Origin of the sequence: Pantoea sp. ME81 (genome assembly GCF_903970985.1) — a bacterium.
GTDB classification, from domain to species: domain Bacteria; phylum Pseudomonadota; class Gammaproteobacteria; order Enterobacterales; family Enterobacteriaceae; genus Pantoea; species Pantoea communis.
Genome location: NZ_CAJCKS010000081.1, coordinates 1 through 22,353, shown reverse-complemented (window position 1 = coordinate 22,353; position 22,353 = coordinate 1). Strand labels below are relative to the sequence as shown.

Annotated in this window: 18 protein-coding genes and 1 tRNA gene; 18 read left to right on the top strand and 1 reads right to left on the bottom strand. The window is 53.7% G+C overall.

Going from position 1 to position 22,353, the window contains the following annotated elements; genetic code table 11:
* Positions 1-186: 186 nt before the first annotated feature.
* The 7 genes from H7A81_RS15560 to H7A81_RS15530 all read left to right on the top strand — a co-directional run bounded on the left by H7A81_RS15560 (position 187) and on the right by H7A81_RS15530 (position 7,515).
* On the top strand, positions 187-1,314 hold the full coding sequence (locus H7A81_RS15560; RefSeq protein ID WP_182057971.1) for a methionine ABC transporter ATP-binding protein: 1,128 nt from the start codon (positions 187-189) through the stop codon (positions 1,312-1,314).
* A complete protein-coding gene (locus H7A81_RS15555; RefSeq protein ID WP_182057970.1) occupies positions 1,295-1,951 on the top strand; it encodes a methionine ABC transporter permease in 657 nt (218 codons plus the stop codon). Before H7A81_RS15560 ends, H7A81_RS15555 begins: the two co-directional genes overlap by 20 nt.
* A gap of 258 nt (positions 1,952-2,209) precedes the next feature.
* On the top strand, positions 2,210-3,409 hold the full coding sequence (locus H7A81_RS15550; protein WP_182057969.1) for a M20 family metallopeptidase: 1,200 nt from the start codon (positions 2,210-2,212) through the stop codon (positions 3,407-3,409).
* A gap of 11 nt (positions 3,410-3,420) precedes the next feature.
* Positions 3,421-4,725 (top strand): NtaA/DmoA family FMN-dependent monooxygenase, encoded by a 1,305-nt coding sequence (locus H7A81_RS15545; protein WP_220458108.1) that lies wholly within the window; start codon positions 3,421-3,423, stop codon positions 4,723-4,725.
* A 170-nt stretch (positions 4,726-4,895) separates the two neighbouring features.
* On the top strand, positions 4,896-5,249 hold the full coding sequence (locus H7A81_RS15540; protein ID WP_182057967.1) for a type II toxin-antitoxin system RelE/ParE family toxin: 354 nt from the start codon (positions 4,896-4,898) through the stop codon (positions 5,247-5,249).
* A 4-nt stretch (positions 5,250-5,253) separates the two neighbouring features.
* The gene (locus H7A81_RS15535; protein ID WP_034824636.1) at positions 5,254-5,556 is read left to right on the top strand and encodes a helix-turn-helix domain-containing protein; all 303 of its coding nucleotides are present in this window, start codon (positions 5,254-5,256) and stop codon (positions 5,554-5,556) included.
* 627 nt (positions 5,557-6,183) lie between these two features.
* A complete protein-coding gene (locus H7A81_RS15530) occupies positions 6,184-7,515 on the top strand; it encodes an MFS transporter (protein ID WP_182057966.1) in 1,332 nt (443 codons plus the stop codon).
* Between the two features lie 206 nt (positions 7,516-7,721).
* Here H7A81_RS15530 and H7A81_RS15525 read toward each other — a convergent pair.
* Positions 7,722-7,797 (bottom strand) — tRNA-Asn (locus H7A81_RS15525).
* 507 nt (positions 7,798-8,304) lie between these two features.
* On the opposite strand from H7A81_RS15525, the gene H7A81_RS15520 reads away from it, so the two are divergent.
* The 11 genes from H7A81_RS15520 to H7A81_RS15470 form a co-directional block, all read left to right on the top strand.
* A complete protein-coding gene (locus tag H7A81_RS15520) occupies positions 8,305-9,228 on the top strand; it encodes a sugar ABC transporter substrate-binding protein (RefSeq protein ID WP_182057965.1) in 924 nt (307 codons plus the stop codon).
* A 32-nt stretch (positions 9,229-9,260) separates the two neighbouring features.
* Positions 9,261-10,745 (top strand): sugar ABC transporter ATP-binding protein, encoded by a 1,485-nt coding sequence (locus H7A81_RS15515; protein ID WP_034824628.1) that lies wholly within the window; start codon positions 9,261-9,263, stop codon positions 10,743-10,745.
* A 14-nt stretch (positions 10,746-10,759) separates the two neighbouring features.
* Positions 10,760-11,791 carry an ABC transporter permease gene (locus H7A81_RS15510; protein WP_038646197.1) on the top strand — a complete coding sequence of 344 codons (1,032 nt, stop codon included), beginning with the start codon at positions 10,760-10,762 and terminating at the stop codon, positions 11,789-11,791.
* Between the two features lie 430 nt (positions 11,792-12,221).
* The gene (nac, locus tag H7A81_RS15505) at positions 12,222-13,139 is read left to right on the top strand and encodes a nitrogen assimilation transcriptional regulator NAC (protein ID WP_034824624.1); all 918 of its coding nucleotides are present in this window, start codon (positions 12,222-12,224) and stop codon (positions 13,137-13,139) included.
* A gap of 188 nt (positions 13,140-13,327) precedes the next feature.
* The gene (gene cbl / locus H7A81_RS15500; protein WP_045832269.1) at positions 13,328-14,287 is read left to right on the top strand and encodes an HTH-type transcriptional regulator Cbl; all 960 of its coding nucleotides are present in this window, start codon (positions 13,328-13,330) and stop codon (positions 14,285-14,287) included.
* A gap of 221 nt (positions 14,288-14,508) precedes the next feature.
* The gene (locus H7A81_RS15495; protein WP_182057964.1) at positions 14,509-15,966 is read left to right on the top strand and encodes an NAD-dependent succinate-semialdehyde dehydrogenase; all 1,458 of its coding nucleotides are present in this window, start codon (positions 14,509-14,511) and stop codon (positions 15,964-15,966) included.
* A 423-nt stretch (positions 15,967-16,389) separates the two neighbouring features.
* Positions 16,390-17,859 carry an aldehyde dehydrogenase gene (locus tag H7A81_RS15490; protein ID WP_182057963.1) on the top strand — a complete coding sequence of 490 codons (1,470 nt, stop codon included), beginning with the start codon at positions 16,390-16,392 and terminating at the stop codon, positions 17,857-17,859.
* Positions 17,860-17,891: 32 nt separating this feature from the next.
* On the top strand, positions 17,892-18,560 hold the full coding sequence (locus H7A81_RS15485; protein WP_034824618.1) for a haloacid dehalogenase type II: 669 nt from the start codon (positions 17,892-17,894) through the stop codon (positions 18,558-18,560).
* Between the two features lie 14 nt (positions 18,561-18,574).
* Positions 18,575-19,852, top strand: coding sequence for an FAD-binding oxidoreductase (locus H7A81_RS15480; protein ID WP_182057962.1), 1,278 nt, complete (start codon positions 18,575-18,577; stop codon positions 19,850-19,852).
* Between the two features lie 229 nt (positions 19,853-20,081).
* Positions 20,082-21,686 (top strand): ABC transporter substrate-binding protein, encoded by a 1,605-nt coding sequence (locus tag H7A81_RS15475; RefSeq protein ID WP_034824613.1) that lies wholly within the window; start codon positions 20,082-20,084, stop codon positions 21,684-21,686.
* Positions 21,687-21,713: 27 nt separating this feature from the next.
* The coding region (locus tag H7A81_RS15470) for an ABC transporter permease (RefSeq protein ID WP_182057961.1) at positions 21,714-22,353 on the top strand (640 nt) is incomplete at its 3' end.

The following is a 22,353-nucleotide window of genomic DNA, read 5'->3' as shown; positions in this document are numbered from 1 at the left end:
ATCTGCGTATACTGCGGCTATCTGTTCATCACGACAGTGTATTTTGGCCGCTGCAATTATAACGATGAGGAAGTAACTATGCACACACGCCTGGCATCCGCCAAAACGGCACTCTTGTTAACCGCTGGCGCTTTGCTGCTGGCGAGCACTAAAGGCATCGGTGAAACGGCCTGGTAAGGATCTAGCATGACGATTTTCACAGGAGTCGAAGCGCCGTTTAGCGCGTTAACGCGTGGCGTGGTAGAGAATGCGCAAGACCGTGAACGTTTTGCTCGCGAAAGCGGCAGCGTGGTCCGCTTGCAGGGCGTTTCACGCCGCTTTGGGCAAACTCAGGCGCTGCGCGATGTTTCACTAACGGTGCAGAAAAGTGAAATTCTCGGCCTGATTGGCCGCAGTGGCGCGGGCAAATCGACGTTGATTCGCTGTCTGAACGGGCTGGAGCAACCTGACGAAGGCGTCATTGAAATCGAAGGCCGGAAAATTACCGGCCTGTCGGAAAAACAGCTGCAATCTGTGCGTAGCCGCGTCGGTATGGTGTTCCAGCACTTCAACCTGCTGTCGGCGAAAACCGTGGCGCAGAATGTCGCGTTGCCGCTGAAAATTGCCGGTCTGGATAAGGTGCAACGTGCCCAACGCGTGGCGGAATTGCTGGAATTGGTGGGGCTGGCGGATAAGGCACAGCACTATCCGGCGGCGCTCTCAGGCGGTCAGAAACAGCGTGTTGGCATTGCTCGTGCACTGGCGGCAAGCCCGGCACTGCTGCTGTGTGATGAAGCGACCTCAGCACTGGATCCTGAAACCACCCGTTCTATTCTCGCGCTGCTTAAATCGCTAAACCAAAAACTGGGTATTACTATTCTGCTGATCACCCATGAAATGGAAGTCATCAAGTCGGTGGGGCACCGCGTGGCGGTGATTGACGCGGGTGAGATCATTGAGCAAGGCCCGGTGTGGGAGGTGTTTGCGCATCCGCAATCCGAGCTGACGCGCACTTTATTGCGTGGTTTACTGCCGCAGTTACCGGAGGCATTTGCCGCACGGGTCACCGAGAGGAGACGGGGCGAAGCCATCTACTGCGTGCACTTTGCTGGCGAGGACGCGCAGGGCGATCTGCTGAGCCGTTTTGCCGCAGCGTTGCCGGGTAAATTCCGCTTACTGCAAGGCGGCATCGACCATATTCAGCACTACGCCGTGGTGCGCTTCTTTATTGCGCTTCCGGTCGCCAACGTGACCGATGAGCAACAGATTCTCAGCTGGCTGCGCGGGCAGCAGGCGCAAGTGGAGTTAGTGGGTTATGTCGCCAGTGATGATTGATTTATTGCTCAATGCGTTGGGCGAAACGGTATTAATGACGCTGATTTCCGGGCTGTTTTCACTGGTGGCCGGTTTGCCGTTGGGATTGATTCTGGTGATGACCAGTGCAGGCGGTATTGCAGAACATCTCGGCATTAACCGGGTGCTGGGGCTGGTGATCAACGGCTTCCGATCGCTCCCTTTCATCATTTTGCTGGTGGCGCTGATTCCGTTTACCCGCTTTCTGGTCGGTACGTCACTGGGGACGTGGGCGGCGATAGTTCCGCTATCGATCACCGCAACGCCGTATTTTGCTCGCGTGGCTGAAGTGTCACTGCGCGATGTGGATCGCGGCTTGATTGATGCGGTACGCGCGATGGGTGCCAGTAAGCTACGTATCGTCTGGGATGTGCTGATTCCTGAAGCGCTGCCCGGCATTCTCTCGGGGTTTGTGGTGACGCTGGTGGCATTAATCGGCGCATCGGCGATGGCGGGAGCGATTGGTGCGGGCGGATTAGGCGACCTGGCGATTCGCTACGGTTATCAACGATTTGAAACCTCAGTAATGATCGCGGTGATCGCGGTGTTGATTGTGCTGGTGTGTGGCATTCAGTGGGTTGGCGATCGACTGGTGCAGCACATCGATAAACGACACTAGACTTCGCGCGATAAATTGCGCCGCTAGCGGTTTTACAAACATAGCCGTAGTTAATGTCCTGCACGTGAAGCCTTTGCAGGGTGTAGCCTTCAGCTCGCCCGCGGCAAAATAACCGTAGCGGGGCAATTTGTTACGCATTTTTGCCCTAAATCAGTTGTGCCTTTTCCCGCAATCCTTATCACTATTTCTTGATAAACATCAGCAGCTAACCCGCTTAGAGTGATGGCAATGTCTTGCCAATATTCAGGAGAATTCGTTATGCCGCTGAATACCCTTCAGCTCACGCTGGAAAACCATCTCGAACAGCACAGCGCCCAATATGTGGCGGTTGCGAAATCGATTTTTGCTAAGCCTGAAACCGGTAATAACGAATACTTTGCCAGTGCGCAACTGACGCAGTTGCTCACTGAGCAGGGATTTGAAGTCACGCGCAACGTCGCCGGACATGAAACCGCATTTTACGCGGTCAAAGCCAGCAGTAAACCGGGCCCGACCATTGCGTTCCTGGCGGAATACGATGCGCTGATTGGCATTGGCCATGCCTGCGGTCATAACCTGATCGGCACCACCAGCGTCGCGGCGGCCATCACGCTGTCTCAGGTGCTGGAACAAACAGGCGGCCGTGTCGTGGTGTTAGGAACGCCAGCGGAAGAGGGCGGTTTAGCCGGTCCCGGCGGGCCAAAAGGCAACGTGAAGAAGCGTTTTGTCGAAGCGGGATTACTCGAGGATGTCGATGTGGCGCTGATGGTGCATCCATCCGGTAAAACACGCCTTACTGAATCGACGCTGGCGAACAATCATCTCTATTTCCATTTTTATGGCAAACCCTCACACGCTGCCAGCGCCCCGCATGAAGGCATCAATGCGCTGGATGCGCTGGTGCTGCTATACAACGGCATCAGCGTACTGCGCCAGCAGTTGCCGGACGGCGTGCGTGTGCACGGCATTATCACCAACGGCGGTCAGGCACCCAACGTGATCCCGGAATACGCTTCGGCTCACTACTACATTCGCGCTGATAGCCGCGAGTTGGTGGAATCCTTAGAGCCTAAATTAAGAGCGATTGCCGAGGGTGTGGCGCTGGCGACCGGTGCACGTGTGGAGATTGATCATCAAATCGGTCCGCGTGATTTCAAGCTTAACCCCGCACTGGATGCGGTGTTGCTGGAGGAGTTTCGTGCAGCGGGCGAGCAGGTCGATCTCTCGCCGCAGCGCAATAAAGTCTCAACCGATGCCGGGGACATCAGCCATGCGGTGCCCACCGCGCACCCGTGGCTGAAAATTGGTCCGGATGACCTGATTTTTCACACCGTGCCCTTCCGTGAAGCCGCCAATTCGGATCGCGGTTATCAGGCGTTGCTGATTGGCGCCCGCGTGCTAGCACGCACCGGTTTACGTCTGCTGATTGATGCAGATGCCCTTCAAGCCGTTAAAGCGGATTTCACGCGCCAACCTTAAAGGAGAATATGGTGTCGCAAACGTATCGTCGTAAACTCAAAACCTTAGTCGGTGCCAGCAGCGTGATTTCCGCGGGCAATGACAGCCAACCGGGCGTGGGTATCGCGCGCGCCATTGAACTGGCGAAAATCGCTGAACGCGAGAAAATCACCGGCCTGTTCACCGCCGATTTACTGCAGGCCGATCCCGCTGGATTAGCGGGCACCACCGGCACGCAGGACCCGCTGATTGCCTTAGCGGCGTTGAGTCAGGTGACGTCGCAGATTGGCTTGATCGCTACGGTCAGCACCAGCTGGCTGCATCCTTATAATCTGGCGCGCCAGGTCGCTACACTGGATCACATCAGCGGCGGCAGAGCAGGGTGGAATGCGGTGACGTCCTCCGTCGGTGAGGAAAATTTTGGTGAAAGCCAGTTGCCACCACCGCAGGAACGCTATGCACGCGCCACCGAATTTATTGAGGTGATGAACGCGCTGTATGACGCCAACGAACGTGCAGCAGTGCAGCGCACGGCAAGCGGTGGCATTCGTGTTGATCATCGCAAACTGCATCCTATCCACTATCGTGGTGATTTCTTCCAGGTTGCCGGACCGCTCAACGTACCGCCGCCGCCGCAGCGCCGTCCGGTGCAGTTTCAGGCCGGGCAATCTGAGGCGGGTGTCACGCTGGGCGCGCGCTATGCCGAAGTAATCTACACATCGCAGCCCACCTTTGAGGCGGCGCAGACGTTTGTGGCAGATGTGCAGCAGCGGGCACGACGTTTTGGTCGCGAACAGAATCCGCCGCTGATCATGAACTCATTCCATTCCATCATTGGCGACAGTGACGCAGATGTGGCACGCCGCCTGCGCGACAAGCACGATCGCATCGATTTCGAACAAGGTAGATTGCGCGTTGCGGATATGCTGGGGGGTGAGGTGAATCTGTCGGATGTGCCGCTTGAGCAGCCATTGCGCGCTTCGCTGATTCCGCAACTGGAGCAGGTGCATCGCCGCCAGGGCCGCGCCGCCATCTTCCGGCAGTATGCGCTGGAGGGGTTGACGCTACGTGAACTGATTATCAAAGCAGAAGAGACCGGGCATTGGTTTGTCGCAGGCACGCCAGAGCAACTCGCCGATGCCATTGAACAACGTTATCAGGCGGGCGTGCTGGACGTCATTTCCCTGCACGGCCTGGGTAGCCCCGATCAGCAAGATTTGCTGCTCAACGGACTGCTCCCTGAATTACGTCGCCGTAATTTGCTGGATAACGACTATCAAGGCAGCGATTTCCGTAGCAGCCTGGAGCTGGCACCTTTACCGCCTGCTGTGGATTAGCGTCTTTGTTAATGAGGGCCATGCCCGCTCAGGATAACTGAGCGGGCATTTTTTTTGGAATCCCTATCGACACGTCATTACAGATAAAGTGCGTGACTCGCCATGATTCGCCACACTGATTATCGCCTTTAACCTATATAGCATTTGACCTATATCGCAAGGAGCGTATCATGTGGCAAATAATTACAACGGACACGTTTGATGATTGGCTTGTAGCGCAAGACGACACTGACCGAGCATGCGTTTTGTCAGCAATGATTGTATTGCAGCAAGCTGGCCCAGCATTATGCAGGCCCTACGCCGACACCCTGAAAGGCTCTCGCTTTAGCAATATGAAAGAGCTTCGCATTCAGAGCAAAGGTGATCCTATTCGGGCATTTTACGCATTTGACCCCTGGCGCAGCGGTGTGTTGCTTTGTGCAGGTCATAAGAGTGGCAATGAAAAGCGTTTTTATGCTGAGCTGATCCCGCTCGCAGATAAAGAATTCACCCATCATCTTCAACGCGAAGAGACAAAGGAGTAACGCCATGGGCAGAACACTCGAACAGATTCTTGCGGCCGAGAAGCCAGAGGTGGTGGCTAAAGCTAACACCATGGCTGAAGAAGTATTGTTAAATATTCACCTTGCTGAATTGCGTGAAAGAGTAAACAAAACGCAGGTAGAGATAGCGCAGCAATTAAATATTAAACAACCCACCGTGGCTGGAATGGAAAAACCTGGCCGGGATTTAAAACTCTCGACGCTGAAGCGCTATGTTGAAGCCGCTGGCGGAAAACTGCGTCTCAACATCGAGCTCCCCGATGGCTCGCATTATGAGTTTGTTGTTTAATTCCTCTCTTTGACTTTCTATCCGCGAAAAAACAGTGCGATCTGGCGCACTGTTTCACGCACTTGCTCGCCGACTCACTTCCCCTTCCTGGCTTCCCAATCCACGAAAATCCATCCCAACACGTAACTTTTTGCATACATGAAAAATACAAAGGAAATACAATTAAGTAGTATGATTTTACCGTGGTTTGGAATTAATTAATTAATTTTCAGTGAGTTATACGTATAACTTTTTCGAATTATTTTTTCAGATGAATTTTGGAGATGATCACAATCTCAAGTTTTGGGTGTCCTGGGCATGTTTACACCACCTGAAATTCAGCATAGTTTGAACATGGAGTTAACCTGTGATTAACAGACAAAAGCGAACAAATGCGTATCGGGTCAACACACCGCTAAACAATGATGAAGACAGACGATCTGCAAGTGGGTCATGCTTAATTTCATTATTTATGTTCAGGGATTAAACGCAGGGTTTTTCAATTTCGAGGTCAATTTCTTTTTCAAAGAAATACCTAAATCAGTCAATGATGTTTTTTCTGTTTCTTTAACGTTCCGCCAAATCATTTTTGATTTGGACAGATCGCTGCGCCTGCAGAGAAATGAATAATTCAGGAGAGACCCTGTTATGAGCAACACCAATATATCCATTGAAGATGTCCCGCTTAATAATTTTCACCAGTTAATGTCGCTGCGCGCGGGTGGCGGTTGGATCCTCGATGGCTACGTGCTGAGTATTATCGGCGTGGCGATCGTGCAGTTTTCCCAGCATCTGCAACTTGATACCTTCTGGCAGGGCATGGTGGCCGCTTCAGCGATGCTCGGCACCTTCTGCAGTGGTTTCCTTGGCGGGTGGCTGACCGATATTGTGGGTCGTCGTCGTCTGTTCTTTGTCGGGCCAATCTTGTTTATCCTGGGTTCGGTCGGCACTTTCTGGGCGGAATCGGCCCTCACGCTGTTTATCCTGCGTTTCCTGGTGGGTGTTGGAGTGGGATTAGAATATCCGGTTGCCGGGTCACTGCTCACTGAATTCCTGCCGCAAAAGCATCGTGGCAAACGTTTGGCCGGTTTGACCATTCTCTGGTTTGCCGGTGCAGCCCTGGCTTATATCGTGGGTAACCTCATTCTCTCGATTGGCGGTGATGCCGCATGGCGTCTGGTATTGGCCAGCCCGGCCGTGCTGGGGATACTCCTTTTCGTTCTGCGCATCGGCACGCCGGAATCGCCACGCTGGTTAGTCAGCAAAGGTCGTTTCAATGAGGCTGAGCAGATCATCAAGAAAGTCTACGGTCCAGAATTCTCGCTGAAAAATATGCCCGCGGAGTCAGTGGAAGCCAAAGTCACGTTGAAAGATCTGGTGCGCTCTGGCTATGGCAAACGTATGTTGTTTGTCTCGGTGTTCTGGAGTGCAGCGGTCGTACCGATGTTTGCGGTGTATTCGTTCGCACCCGTAGTACTGAAAGCCCTGAATCTGGATGGCGAATGGGCCTCACTGGGTTCGATAGCCATCACCTTACTGTTTGTGGTGGGCTGTGTTGTGGCAACCCGTTTGATTGATAGCATGGGCCGCCGCCGTCTGATCATCCACAGCTTTTTATGGTCAAGCCTGGCGCTGTTGGCACTGGGGATGTTCTCCCACGGTTCTGAAATGCTGGTACTGGTGATGTTTGGTGCTTACGCGGTATTTATCGGCGGAGCACAGGTGCTGGAGTTAGTGTATCCGAACGAACTGTTCCCAACGGAAGTGCGTGCCTTCGCTGTCGGTATGGGTTCATCCATGTCACGTATCGGTTCTGCCGCAGGAACCTGGCTGGTACCGATTTCCCTGCAAAATCTGGGCATCGAATACACCATGTATGCTGCCGCGATTGTTTCCTTTATTGGCCTGCTGGTCTCGGTTTGGCTGGCACCGGAGACGCGTAATATGACGCTGAGTCAGGCGGCTTCGCTGGCGCGGTAATATAAAGAAGATAAAAACAGAAATGCGAAGGCCGCTCAGTGAATTCTGAGCGGCCTTTTCGTATTGAGCGTTCTGCAATACAACAAGCAATCAGCCATTAGGAAGACTGGCCGAATAATTCATGATCAGGCGTCATCGTCTATCATCAACAAATCATAAAAAACAAAAAGCCCGCTCAGGTTTCCCTGAGCGGGCTTCTCTAAATATGGCTCCTCTGACTGGACTCGAACCAGTGACATACGGATTAACAGTCCGCCGTTCTACCGACTGAACTACAGAGGAATCGTGTGAACGAGGCGCATATTAGCGATGCCGATCCCCAATGTCAAAGCCCGATCGCACACTTCTGGTTTAAGTGCGCGTAAAAGCAGCGGAATGCTGTTTTTCTGCCTTGAACGTTCAGATTTCAAACTGCCAGCAAGATCTCACTTTAAGCGCATTTCCTTTGAGATGTTAGATGCATGTCAAAGTTTTGTTATTTGCCGATTTTAAAACAATCATTTCAGTGCTTTTATGATGAAAATTTCAAATGCTTATCAGATGAAACAAATGAACTGCTTATCATCACGGGTGAAATCAGTTTTGGCGTCTGAAACAGCATTTCGAAAATAACCTTTTGATAAGTAGATAGTTGCAGGAAAGAGCAGTACCGAAACGATAGCGTTAGACCAGAAGCCTTACCTCTACAACCAGATAAATAACGCCAGTGCCGTTGAGTGAATGTAAAAAATATTTTTCATTCGTCGTATCAGCCCAACTGAGCATGTTAACGAATAAGAAGGGTTACCTATGAAATTCAAAAAAGCGTTAGTGACTTCCCTGTTAGCTTGCATGTTACCTGCCGCTGTTATGGCAAAAGACCTTCAGGTGGGCGTCTCTATGGCGCTGTTTGACGATAACTTCCTGACCATTCTGCGCACCGCGATGCAGAAAGAGATGACCAAAGATGGCATTAAGGGTCAGGTCGAAGATGCGAAAGGCGACGTCTCCCAGCAGCTGCAACAAATTCAGAACTTCATCGGTCAGGGCGTTGACGCCATTATCGTTAACCCAGTGGATACCAATGCCGTCAAACCTCTGATGGATGCGGCCTCTAAAGCGGGTGTGCCGCTGATCTTTGTTAACCGCAAACCGGCAGGTGAATTGACCGACAAGATGGCTTACGTCGGCTCTGACTCCGAATTAGCGGGCCGTCTGCAAATGGAAGCGCTGGCAAAAGCGATGAACGGTAAAGGCAACGTCGCCATTTTGATGGGCGATCTGGCTAACGAATCCACCCGTGACCGCACCAAAGGTGTTGAAGCGGTGGTGGCTAAATATCCTGGCATCAAAGTGGTGCAGAAACAGACCGCGAAATTCACCCGTAATGACGCGGTGGACGTAGTGAGTAACTGGATGACCGCAGGCGATGACATTCAGGCGATTGCTTCAAACAACGATGAAATGGCGATCGGTGCGCTGCAGGCGCTGGGCAAAAACCCGAACCACATCCTGATTGCGGGCGTGGATGGTACACCGGATGCGTTGCAGATGCTGAAGAACGGCAAGATGGTCGCCACTGTATTCCAGGATGCTAAAGGTCAGGGTGAAGGCGCCGTACAGACTGCCGTGAAACTGGCGAAAGGCGAGAAAGTGGAGAAGGTGATTAACATCCCTTACCAGCTGATCACCAAAGACAACATGGCGCAGTTCGAATCTCGTAACCAGAAATAATCGTTCCCGACTCAGCCGTACGGAGGTGATGTATGACCGCTTTTGCGCTTGAAGCCGAAGGCATCAGCAAGTTCTTCCCCGGAGTGAAGGCACTCGACAATGTCTCACTACGCATTAAACCGGGGTCGGTACATGCCCTGATGGGTGAAAATGGCGCGGGCAAATCCACTTTAATGAAATGCCTTATCGGGATGTATCGTCCCGATAAGGGCACCATTCGCATTAAAGGGGAGCCGGTGCAGTTTCAGGACACCATGGATGCGCTGCGTTCTGGCATCTCCATGATCCACCAGGAACTGAATCTGGTGCCTTACATGACTGTGGCTGAGAACATCTGGCTCGGTCGCGAACCGATGAAGTACGGCTTTGTTGACCACGCGTTGCTGAACAAGCAAACGCAGGAATTACTCAACAAACTCAATATCCGTTTAAAAGCCGATCGTATGGTTGGCGAGCTGAGTATCGCTGCTCAGCAGATGGTGGAAATTGCTAAAGCGGTGTCCTGGAACTCCGACATTGTGATTATGGACGAACCGACCTCGGCACTGACGGAAACCGAAGTGGCGCATCTGTTCACTATTATCCGCGACCTGCGTGCGCAGGGTAAAGCCATCATCTATATCAGCCACAAGATGGATGAAATTTTCACTATCACCGATGAGATCAGCATTTTCCGCGACGGCACCTGGGTCGGCAGCAACAGCACCTCTGAATTTACCCGTCAGTCATTAATTACCCAGATGGTGGGGCGTGAACTGACGCAGCTGTTCCCGAAATTCAATGGTGAAATCGGTGAAGAAGTGCTGACGGTGCGCAACCTTACCTGTAAAGACCGTTTCACCGATATCAACTTCACGGTACGTAAGGGTGAAATCCTCGGTGTTGCCGGTCTGGTGGGGGCGGGACGCAGTGAAGTGATGGAAAGTTTGTTCGGGATGGAAAGCTTCGACAGCGGTGAAGTGCTGATCGATGGCGTGCCGGTCAAAATCGATTCGCCTTCCACGGCGATTGAGAAGGGCATGGCGTTCCTGACCGAAGACCGTAAAAAGTCCGGCTTATTCCTGGTGTTGTCGGTGATGGAGAACATGAGCATCGTCAACATGCCGGATTATGTCAGTAAAGCCGGTTTCGTTAGCCACATGAAGATGGCACAGGACTGCATGGAGCAGATCCGCAAGCTCAATATTAAAACGCCGACCATGGATCAGATCATCAACAACCTCAGTGGCGGTAACCAGCAGAAGGTGCTGATTGCGCGCTGGCTGCTGGCTCAACCGAAGATTCTGATCCTCGATGAACCGACGCGCGGTATTGACGTCGGGGCAAAAGCCGAGATTTACCGCTTAATCAGCGAACTGGCAAACCGTGGCGTGGCCATCATTATGGTCTCGTCGGAGTTGCCGGAAATTCTGGGCATGAGCGACCGCGTGATGGTTATGCACGGCGGACGTATAACTGGCATCCTCGATAAAGAAGAGGCCAATCAGGAAACCATTTTGTCGTTGGCATCCGAGTGAGGCGCGAGACATCTATGAGTAACGTAAAAATTACGGCCCCGCAGGCCGCGGAATCGACATCCTTCTTTGGCAACCTGCGCCATAAGTTGCCGAAAGATACCGGCATCTTTGTGGTGATGTTGGGTATTGCCTTAATCTTTGAGATTGCAGGCTGGTACGTTCGTGACCAATCTTTCCTGCTCAACACCAACCGTCTGGTATTGATTGTTTTACAAGTGGCGATCATCGGCATCATTGCGGTGGGCGTGACCCAGGTCATCATCACCACGGGGATTGACCTGTCGTCTGGTTCGGTGATTGCACTGACGGCGGTAGTGGCGGCCAGTCTGGCACAAACATCTGACAGCCTGACACCGATGTATCCTTCTCTGGTTAACCTGCCTGCCGTCATTCCGATTGTGGCCGGTATCGGTGTGGGTTTGCTGTGCGGGGTCATGAACGGTTTCCTGATTACCAAAACCGGTATCCCGCCATTTATCGCCACACTGGGCATGATGGTGTCGGCGCGTGGTCTGGCGCAGTACTACACGCAAGGTAACCCAATCAGCTTCCTGTCAGATGGCTTTACCTCCATCGGCCAGGGCGCGATGCCGGTGATCATCTTCCTGGTGGTGGCCTTCCTGTTCCACATCGCCCTGAAACATACCCGTTACGGTAAATATGTTTACGCGATTGGCGGCAACATGACTTCGGCCAAAGTGTCAGGGATCAACGTTAATAAATACCTGATCATCGTCTATACCATCGCGGGTGCGCTCTCTGGCCTGGCGGGTGTGGTGCTGGCGGCGCGCGTCAGTAGCGGCCAGTCAAGTATGGGTATGGCGTACGAGTTGGATGCGATTGCCGCAGCCGTTATCGGCGGTAGCAGCCTGATGGGCGGCGTGGGTCGCATCACCGGGACGCTGATTGGTGCGGTGATTCTGGGTCTGATTAAGAGCGGATTCACCTTCGTGGGTGTGGATGCTTACGTGCAGGACATCATTAAAGGCATCATCATTGTCGCCGCAGTGTCCATCGATATGCATAGAAACCGTAAAAAGAGATAGTACTTCCTGATTGCAGGGCGCACTGTGTGCGCCCTCAAGGACATTTTGCTCCGTTGTTCACAATAAGTTTTCCCACTGGTTGATCCTGCTCCTTTCCCCGCGTTTGCTTTCGTTCTGACCGTTTTTGGTCATTTTCTGTGAGTTATGCACCACTGCGACGCTTTCGGTCATCACTTTTTTGCACATCTGCCACGCAAGTTGCGCACCATGGTGGTGCATTTCGATTTATTTTTAATCACTCTGTGTCATGTGCTCAGCTTATTAACTCTTAAGAGGTAATCAGAAAGGCTTATTTTCCGTGCCGTTAGGAATATTCTGGCACTGCTTTTTCACGCTCCGAATAAACCTGGCCTGCATATTGCAACTTCATGAACACAAGCCAGCAGGCTGAGACACCCAAACGGGTTATTCGGGGATTGACGGAGGCAATATGAATTTAAGACGACTGAAGTACTTTGTAAAAATCGTCGATATCGGCAGCCTGACTCAGGCAGCAGAAGTGCTGCACATCGCGCAGCCTGCGCTTAGCCAGCAAGTTGCGACGCTGGAAAACGAACTCGATCAGCAGTTACTGATTCGCACCAAACGTGGCGTAACACCAACCGAGGCGGGCAAAATTCTTTATGCTCATGCTCGTACGATTCTGCGCCAGTGTGAACAGGCGCAAACGGCTGTCATCAACGCGGGCCAGGCGTTAAATGGTCAGGTATCAATTGGTCTGGCACCGGGCACCGCCGCTTCTTCGTTGACGATGCCGCTGCTGCAAACGGTGCGGGAACAATTCCCGGATGTACTGGTGTATCTGCATGAGAATAGCGGCACCTCTTTAAATGAAAAAGTGATGAACGGTCAGTTGGATATGGCGGTGCTGTATGACCGTGCGCCGACAGCCGGCATTAACAGCATTCCATTGATGAAAGAAGAGTTGTATCTGGTCGGTGCGACCGCATGCCCGGGCGCTACCGTTGATCTCGCCGACGTGGCGCAGATGAATTTGTTCCTGCCGCGTGACTACAGCGCGGTGCGCAAACGTGTTGATGAAGCATTCTCGCTGCGTCGTCTGAGCGCAAAAATCATCGGTGAAATCGAGTCAATCTCAACCCTGACTGCCGCAGTTTCCAGCGGCATGGGTGTGACCGTTCTGCCGGAATCAGCGGCTCGCGCCCTGGTGAGTTCAACTCACGCGTGGATGGCACGTATTAACAGCCCATCGCTGAATCTGCCGCTCTCGCTGAATATCTCTGCGCGCTTGCCACTGTCACCTTCCGCGCAGGCAGTGAAAAACATCCTGCTGTCACTGCTGAATAAGCCGATGACGGAAGAGCGCGAGTTGATGCTGGTCGGTTAATCCCTTCTTCTTTACCCCAGCTATCTACGGCTGGGGTAACCCCTTCACGCTTTAACACCCGCAAACGCGTCGAGATAAATCACCCTCCTTATTACTATTCCGCATAACACACCGTTTTTTATTATTTCCTGCAATGACACCAACTTCATAACATGGACGAAACAGGGCAGGGAACAGGAGAAAAGGGTGTGAATTTCCAGCAACTTAAAATTATACGTGAAGCTGCACGTTGCGAATTCAACCTGACAGAAGTGGCGAACACGCTGTTTACCTCACAATCTGGGGTCAGCCGCCATATTCGTGATTTGGAAGATGAACTCGGCGTCGAGATCTTCATTCGTCGCGGCAAGCGATTGCTGGGCATGACGGAACCGGGCAAGGCGCTGTTAACCATTGCTGAACGCATTCTTGATGAAGCAGGCAAAGTGCGTCGCCTGGCGGATGTGTTTACCAATGAAACCAGCGGCGTGCTAACGATTGCTACCACGCATACGCAGGCCCGCTATAGTCTGCCGCGTGTGATCAAAGCATTCCGACAGCTCTATCCTAATGTTCGACTTGAACTCAATCAGGGTTCACCGCAGGAAATTGTGGCCATGCTGTTGGCGGGTGAAGCTGATATTGGTATTGCCTCCGAGCAACTGGTGAACAACAGCAGCCTTGCGGCTTTCCCGTGGTTTAGCTGGCACCACTCGTTATTGGTGCCGCACGACCATGAACTGTTACAGCATCAGCCGATCACGCTGGCTAGCCTGAGTCGCCATCCCTTGATTACCTATCGTCAGGGGATCACGGGTCGCTCGCGTGTTGACCGTGCGTTCCAGGCGGCGGGACTTAAGCCGGATATCGTGCTCAGCGCGCAGGATTCTGACGTCGTGAAAACCTATGTAGAGCTGGGTCTCGGCGTCGGCATTCTGGCTGATCAGGCATGTGACATCTATGAGGGTGAAGATTTGGTGAAAATTGACACTCATCATCTGTTTGATGCCAACACGGTTTGGCTGGGATTGAAGCGCGGCCAGTTGCAACGCAATTACGTCTGGCAGTTTCTGGAACTGTGTAACGCCAATCTGTCGCTGGAAGAGATTAAGCGTCAGGCGCTTTCCTATGAAACGGAATCTGAACCTGCTATCGATTTCCAGATTTAATGCAGTGGTCGCCATAAATGGCGACCACACATTTCCTACAGGGTGCGCATTCCTGCGCGCCTGGCCTCAAACCGCAGCGTAATCAATGACGCATTTATGCACAGCATAAAATTTCTTTTGGCGCGCTAAAACACATCCTGGCCCGGTTTCCACCCCTTAGAAAAACATCCTGCACTGCTGCGCCACGTTACAGTGAAATGAACAGGATAAAGGGGATGAAAATGTCGCGGATTCAACTAAAAGATGCAGAACTGTTACGCCAGCAGGCGTTGTTTGGCGGGCGCTGGCAGGACGCGCACGCCGGGGCCACGCTGCCGGTGATCGATCCCTCCACTCAGCAACAGATTGCCACTATTCCGGCACTGGGTGCAGCCGAAACCGAGCAGGCAATAGATTATGCTGAGTCGGTGCGTGTCAGCTGGGGCAAAACCCCGAACGCGTCACGCGCGGCACTGCTGGATAAATGGCATCAGCTGATTCTCGACAATGCTGACGATTTGGCGATTATCATGACCGCCGAGCAGGGCAAACCGCTGGCAGAGGCCAAAGGTGAGGTGTTGTACGGTGCCAGCTTTGTTAAATGGTTCGCTGAAGAGGCACGCCGCATCTATGGCGATACCATTCCGGCGCCCAGTGAAGACCGCCGTATTCTGGTTCTGAAACAACCCGTTGGCGTGGCCGCAGCGATCACACCGTGGAATTTTCCGATTGCGATGATTACCCGCAAAGTGGCACCTGCGCTGGCCGCCGGTTGCCCGATCATCGTGAAACCTTCTGAGTTGACGCCGCTGTCGGCTCTGGCACTGGCGGTGCTGGCAGAGCGGGCAGGTTTTCCCTCTGGCGTACTTCAGGTGCTCACCGGATTACCCACCGAGATCGGCAGCACGCTGACTGCCAGCCGCACGGTGCGCAAAATCTCCTTTACCGGATCCACGCGCGTTGGCCAACTGCTGATGCAACAAAGTGCCGACAGCATTAAACGCCTTAGCCTGGAACTGGGCGGTAATGCGCCACTGATTGTGTTTGATGATGCCGATCTCGATGTCACTATCCCTGGCGTCATGGCGAGTAAATTCCGTAATGCCGGTCAGACCTGCGTCTGCGCCAATCGCATTTTGGTGCAACGCGGTATCTATGAGCGTTTCAGCGAGAAACTCCTGGAGGCAGTGGCAACCCTTAAAGTGGGGGATGGCTTTGAACCCAGTAGCACGATTGGGCCACTGATTAACGATCGCGCTGTTGAGAAGGTAAACAGCCATATTGATGATGCGCTTAGTCAGGGAGCGACCTTGCTGCGTGGCGGGATCAGTGCAGCGAATGGCACCTTTGTTGAGCCGACCGTGTTGGGTAATGTCACCAGCAGTATGCGTATTGCGCATGAAGAAACCTTCGGCCCGGTCGCACCGCTTTTTGTCTTCGATAGCGAAGAGGAGGCGATACGCATGGCGAATGACACGCCTTATGGATTGGGCGCTTATTTCTTTACGGAGAATATACGTCGAGCCTGGCGCGTGGCGGAATCATTAGAATTTGGCATGGTCGGTTTTAATACCGGTGCGATATCTTTAGATGCGGCACCTTTTGGCGGAATTAAATTATCCGGTTTAGGACGTGAAGGTTCGCGCTATGGAATTGAAGAGTATCTGGAGCAGAAAACGTTTCATATGGGAAGTTTATAAATGCAGCAATGCGTGTTAAATCGTACCGCTCCAATTAGGTAATCGCGCAATTCATTGCGCATAATGACTTTCATCACCAATTACATAAACAGCGCCGGCAACCTCAGGTTCACGGCGCTGTTTTATTTTGTGCGCGGCGTCATACTTTTCCGCCCCATCACCGTTTTAGTGCAAGTTTCGTGCGAGCTGCACCGTAGGGATGCACGAATTTTGTGAAGTAAATCATCTGTTTATTCCTTCGGCAAATCCGCAAATTTTCCCTCTTCAATACGGCAGAAAATTTTTCTGGGCTGTTTTTTACGCATTTTTATTTTTTACTGGGCTGGCATACTTTCTGCATTAGCTTATTAACGTGACAGATAAATGTTGTGAAAATCGTTAATTGGCGCACATGTGATGGGTGTAACAAATAAGGAATTTTCCATGTTAAGTTTCGACCCTGAAAAAGTTTCTCTCCCGATTGGCCATTATATTGGTGGCCAGCATGTTTCCACCCAGGGCGCGCGTTTTGCCGTTAAAAGGCCATCTGATGGCAAAGTCTATGCCGAGCTGAGCGAAGCCCAGGCCAGCGATGTTGATAGGGCTGTCACCCTGGCCCATGAAGCGCTGAAAACCAGTGGCTGGCGCAGCTGCCCACCACGGCAACGTGGAAAAGTGTTACGCCGCTGGGCGGATCTGATTGAAAGCGATCCGTTACTGGCTCAGCTCGAAGCGCTGGGGTCGACGCGGCCGATCAGCGATGTGGTACAGCATGAGATTCCGTTTACCGCAGAGGCCATCCGTTTCTACGCCGAGTGCGCAGACAAATACAGTGGCGATCTGTTCCCGACGCAGGAAAGCAGCCTCGGCATGCTGATTTCGGAGCCATACGGCGTGATTGGCGCGATTACACCGTGGAATTTCCCGCTGTCGATGGCCTCGTGGAAATGCGGTCCTGCACTGGCAGCCGGTAATGCCGTGGTGCTGAAACCTTCGGAGCTGACACCTTTCTCTACCGTACGCATGGCGGAACTGGCGGTGCAGGCCGGTTTACCGGCGGGCATTCTAAATATTGTGCAGGGCAGTGGTGCAGTGACCGGCAGCGCGCTGGTCACCCATCCGCTGGTACGCAAAGTCTCGTTCACCGGTTCCACGGTGACGGGTGCACGCATCATGAGTGACGCAGCACAGCATGGCATGAAGCCTGTCACGCTGGAGTTAGGTGGCAAAAGCCCACAGCTGGTGTTCGATGATGCGGGCGATATCGATGTCCTGGCACAGCGCATCCTGCGCGGCTTCACCGCCAACGGTGGACAGGCATGCGTCGCGGGTACTCGCTTGATTGTGCAACGTGGTATCGCTCAACCGCTGCTGGATCGCCTGGTGGCGCTATGCCAGCAGCCGCAGCCGGGTGTCACCTGGCAAGACAGCAGCCGTTATGCGCCGCTGATCGATGAGCGCCAGGGCAACAAGGTGGCATCGGTGATCGCTGAAGCTAAAGCGCAGGGCGCAGAAGTGTTAGTGGGCGGCGAACGTTTTGCGGACACCGACGAAGGTTGGTTCTGGCAGCCTACGCTGTTATGTGGTGTGGCGGCTGATAACCCGGCAGTGCAGCAGGAGATCTTTGGCCCGGTGCTCACCGTGCAGGAGTTTGACCGCGAAGAAGAAGGGCTCGCGCTGGCGGCGCACGAAACCTATGGGCTGTGTGCCGGCGTGCATACGCTGAGCCTGCCGAGAGCCATGCGAGCGATGCGTGCCATTGAGTCCGGCACTGTATGGATCAACCGCTACGGTCGCTCCGGCGATTTCATTATTCCCACCGGCGGCTTCCTGGGCTCCGGTATTGGCAAGGATCTGGGTCGTCAGGCGTTTCAGGCCTGCCAGCGCCAGAAGAGTGTATTAATCGATTTCTAAATTCACGTATCAGACAACGACGAGGTCGCGTCATGGCACTGTTTAAACCGAAATTCATCACCTTTGATTGCTACGGCACCCTGATTAATTTTGACATGGCAGGAGCGGCAGAGCGCTGCTTCAAAGATCGGGTGTCAGCGCAAGAGATGCTGGCCTTCACCACCGATTTCGCCATCTATCGCCGCGATGAAGTGCTGGGGGCGTGGAAACCTTACTACGACGTCGTCAGCGATGCGTTGGAGCGCACCTGTAAAAAATGGGGCGTGCAGTGGAGCAAAGCCGATAGCGACTTTATCTACACCGATTGCGCCACCTGGGGGCCGCACCCAGACGTGCCCGCGGGACTTGCCAAAGTGGCGAAAGAGTTCCCACTGGTGCTGCTCACCAACTCAATGAACGATTTGATTCCCCATCACGTGCCGCGTCTTGGTGCGCCGATCCACATGACCATCACCGCAGAAGAAGTGGGTGCGTACAAGCCGCAGATGAAAGGCTTCGAGTACATGCTGGACAAGCTGAATTGTGGTCCCGAAGAGATCCTGCATGTTTCGTCGAGCCTGCGCTATGACCTGATGACCTGCTACGACATGGGCATCAAAAACAAAGTGTGGGTCAACCGGGGTCACGATCCGGCCAACCCAGCTTATGAATACACCGAGATTAAAGATATCGGCGGTCTGCCCGCTGTGGTTGGACTCTAAGCCCGGAGGCGGCGATGAAACTCGAATCATTCTGGCAAGCCACGGCACCGGCATTTACTGGCGCAGCGAGTGGCGCACTGCCGTCGGTTGCTGACGTGGTGGTGATTGGCGGCGGATTTACCGGCATCTCAACCGCGCTGAATCTCGCACGACAGGGTATCAACGTGGTGGTGCTGGAAAGTGGCAACGTGATGAGTCAGGCCTCCGCACGCAACGGTGGGCACTGCAATACCGGTGTGTCGCAAAACTTTGCTTCGTTGGTGGCCAGCCAGGGGATCGAGCAAGCCAGTCGCTTCTATCGGGCTTTTGATGACGCCGTGAGTTATGTCCAGCAACTGGTGCGGGAAGAGCAGATTGAATGTGATTTTCGCCTGTGCGGTAAGCTCAAGCTCGCCAGCAAAGCGTCGCATTTCCCCGGACTGCGCAGTGCATGGCAACTGATGCGTGACACAGTTGACCCGGAAATCGAGTTGATCAGTAAAGATGAGATTCGCCGTGAAGTGGGCAGCGATGCCTTTCACGGTGGCTTACTGCAAAAACGCGGTGGCCAGATGCATATGGGCAAGTTCGGCATTGGTCTCGCCAATGCCGCTGCCCGCGCGGGAGCGAAGATCTTTCCCCATCACGCGGTGACCGGCTTGACGCGTCTGGATGGCTACCGTCATCGCGTCACCACCGCCCAGGGCGAGATCATCGCGGAAAAAGTCATGATGGCCACCGGCGTATCGAATGAAGGGCCGTTCCCGTGGTTCCAGCGCCGCATCGTGCCGGTAGGCAGCTTTATCGTGGTGACTGAACCGCTGGGTGATGCGCTGATTGAACAAGTGCTGCCCAAAGACCGCACCTATGTCACCTCGCTGAACATCGGCAACTACTTCCGCACCACTGCCGATCGTCGTCTGGTGTTTGGGGGGCGCGCACGTTTTGCCGTCAGCAATCCGACCTCGGATACGCGCAGCGGCGAAGTGTTGCGTGCCGCGATGACCGCGCTGTTCCCGCAGCTGGGCCAATCGCGCATCGATTACTGCTGGGGCGGCATGGTGGATATGACGTCCGATCGCCTGCCGCATGCGGGTGAGCACGATGGCGTGTTCTATTCACTGGGCTACAGCGGCCACGGCACACAGATGTCGGTGTGGATGGGGCGGGTGATGGCCGATTTACTGGCAGAAAAGCGTAACGAAAATCCCTGGCAGCGCGATACATGGCCTGCGCTGCCCGGTTACCACGGGAAACCCTGGTTTTTGCCTCTCGCGGGGCTGTATTACAAGGCTAAGGATCGGCTCTCCTGAACGTTAATCCGGTGCGCATCAATGTGCACTCTACGATGGGATTCTTCAGGTCGCTATTGATGCGCGCCAGGGGGATGCTTTCGAGGGGGACGCATAAATGCACATCCTAAGGTGTCATTGATTTGGCATTCATGCGGACGCTATCCGGTTTGGTAGGGGCCACATTAATGGCGATCTGATTGACGCTCGATTATCAAAACAAACCACTTTTCATATTGAGGGTGTGCAGATGAGTAAATTCGATAAAGAGTCTGACGCTGTAAATCCGGCCCTGACACGTATGCTGACTGAGGGATCCCTGTCACGTCGTGGCCTGATGAAGTTGTTGTCTGCGGGTGCAGTCATGAGCAGCGGCTTGATAGGTTTTCCGCAGATGAGCTTTGCGGCTGAAACACCGGTGAAAGGCGGCAAGATGCGCGCAGCCATGTCCAACGCCTCCGCTACTGACACACTCGATCCTGCCAAAGGCAATAACAGCGGTGACTATACCCGCCAGTTTATGGTCTACAGCGGCCTGACCGAACTCGACCAAAAGTTGGCGATTCAACCGGGGCTGGCGGAGTCCGTGGAGTCTTCGGATGGTGTCACCTGGCACATTAAATTGCGCAAAGGGGTCACGTTCCACGACGGTAAACCTCTCACCGCGAAAGACGTCATTTACTCACTCAGCCGCCACAAAGATCCCGCCGTGGCTTCCAATGCCTTTAAGCTGGCCGATCAGTTCAAAACCTTCACGGCGGTGAACGATAACGAAGTCACACTTGAGCTGAGCAGCGCCAACTTTGACGTGCCTTATATGCTCGCCAGTGCCCCATTCCTGATTGTGCAGGATGGCACCAAAGACTTCAGTAAGGGTATAGGCACGGGGCCGTTCAAATTGAAAGAGTTCACGCCGGGCGTACGCTCTGTTGGCGTGAAGAACCCAAACTACTACAAGCCCGGCTTGCCACATCTCGACGAAATCGAACTGCTGGGCGTCACCGATCAGGCGGCACGTGTCAATGCGCTAATGTCGGGTGACTTGCATATCGTTTCGACCCTGAGCGCAGCCGACAGTAATCGTTTGAAAGCCACGCAAGACTTCGCCGTGCTGGAGAGCAAGGCGGGGATGTACACCAACCTGATTATACGCACCGACATGAAGCCGGGCAGCAGCGAGGATTTCGTGCTGGCGATGAAATATCTGCAGCCGCGTGACATCGTGCTGAAAACCGTGCTGCAAGGCTACGGTGATATCAGTAACGACACCCCCGTGCCGCCGTGGCATCCGCTGTTTAACGCCGATCTCAAACCGCGTCCGCTGGATGCCGAAAAGGCCAAATTCCATATCGAGAAAGCCGGTATGAAGGGCGCAACGGTAGAGATCATCACCACACCAAACATTGAAGGTGCGGTGGAAGGGGGGCAGTTAATCCAGCAGGTGGCGCGTAACACCGGTCTGAACGTTAAGGTGCGTCGCGTGCCGTATGACGGCTACTGGTCAACACACTGGACCAAGGACCCGGTGGGTTATGGCTCGATCAACCCGCGCCCAACGCTGGATATGCTGTTCTCTCAGTTCTATATGTCGAGCGCGGCCAACAATGAATCGGGCTGGAAGAACGATCAGTTTGATCAGTTGGTCGTCGCCGCACGCGGTGAGCGCGATCAGGGCAAACGCAAGCAGATGTATGGCGATATGCAGAAGCTGATCTATGACCACTGCGGCACCATCATCCCCACCTTTATCAGTACCCTCGACGGGTACAGTAAAAAAGTGGGCGGTGTTGAAGCCTGGCCAAGCGGCATGATGATGGGTTACCGCTTCCATGAGTTCGCCTGGCTGAAAGCCTAATCCGTCATCCGTCAGAGGAGAACGCCGATGAACCGATACATGTTGTTTCTGATTGCCCGGCGCGCAGGTGCGGGCATCCTGACCTTGCTTATCGTCTCGGCGGTGGTGTTTTTTATCACCAGCCTGCTGCCCGGCGATGCCGCGCAGATGATCCTGGGGCAAAACGCCACGCCGGAAACGGTGGCGGCGTTACGCCAGCAGCTGGGTCTCGACCAGCCGTTATTGATGCGCTACTTCAGCTGGCTCGGTGGAATGTTGCAGGGTGATTTTGGTACCTCGTTTGCCAGTCATCTGCCAGTGACGCAACTGGTGGGGCAGCGTATTCCTGCCACGCTGGAACTGGCAGGCATTACTACGGTGATCTGCGTCCCTCTGGCGCTGGTGATCGGCATTCTGGCCGCTATGAATCGTGGTTCAGCGCTGGATCGTTTCCTGGTGATCGCCACCATGGCGACAGTGGCCGTACCGGAGTTTCTGGTGGCCACCGTGGCGGTATTGATCTTCGCGGTCAAACTGCATTGGGTCTCGGCAATGTCGTTTGGCAGCCCCGATATGGATCTCGTCAGTTATTTGAAAGCCTATGCACTGCCGGTGCTGACGTTGTGCTGCGTATTAGTGGCGCAGATGGCACGGATGACGCGTTCGGCGATCATTAATCAGCTCGACA

Coding starts and splice junctions, on each gene's coding strand:
- H7A81_RS15495 (WP_182057964.1), top strand. CDS start 14,509: ATGTCGCGGATTCAACTAAAAGATGCAGAACTGTTACGCCAGCAGGCG.
- H7A81_RS15560 (WP_182057971.1), top strand. CDS start 187: ATGACGATTTTCACAGGAGTCGAAGCGCCGTTTAGCGCGTTAACGCGT.
- H7A81_RS15550 (WP_182057969.1), top strand. CDS start 2,210: ATGCCGCTGAATACCCTTCAGCTCACGCTGGAAAACCATCTCGAACAG.
- H7A81_RS15475 (WP_034824613.1), top strand. CDS start 20,082: ATGAGTAAATTCGATAAAGAGTCTGACGCTGTAAATCCGGCCCTGACA.
- H7A81_RS15485 (WP_034824618.1), top strand. CDS start 17,892: ATGGCACTGTTTAAACCGAAATTCATCACCTTTGATTGCTACGGCACC.
- H7A81_RS15530 (WP_182057966.1), top strand. CDS start 6,184: ATGAGCAACACCAATATATCCATTGAAGATGTCCCGCTTAATAATTTT.
- H7A81_RS15535 (WP_034824636.1), top strand. CDS start 5,254: ATGGGCAGAACACTCGAACAGATTCTTGCGGCCGAGAAGCCAGAGGTG.
- H7A81_RS15515 (WP_034824628.1), top strand. CDS start 9,261: ATGACCGCTTTTGCGCTTGAAGCCGAAGGCATCAGCAAGTTCTTCCCC.
- nac (WP_034824624.1), top strand. CDS start 12,222: ATGAATTTAAGACGACTGAAGTACTTTGTAAAAATCGTCGATATCGGC.
- H7A81_RS15555 (WP_182057970.1), top strand. CDS start 1,295: ATGTCGCCAGTGATGATTGATTTATTGCTCAATGCGTTGGGCGAAACG.
- H7A81_RS15480 (WP_182057962.1), top strand. CDS start 18,575: ATGAAACTCGAATCATTCTGGCAAGCCACGGCACCGGCATTTACTGGC.
- H7A81_RS15510 (WP_038646197.1), top strand. CDS start 10,760: ATGAGTAACGTAAAAATTACGGCCCCGCAGGCCGCGGAATCGACATCC.
- H7A81_RS15540 (WP_182057967.1), top strand. CDS start 4,896: ATGTGGCAAATAATTACAACGGACACGTTTGATGATTGGCTTGTAGCG.
- H7A81_RS15490 (WP_182057963.1), top strand. CDS start 16,390: ATGTTAAGTTTCGACCCTGAAAAAGTTTCTCTCCCGATTGGCCATTAT.
- H7A81_RS15520 (WP_182057965.1), top strand. CDS start 8,305: ATGAAATTCAAAAAAGCGTTAGTGACTTCCCTGTTAGCTTGCATGTTA.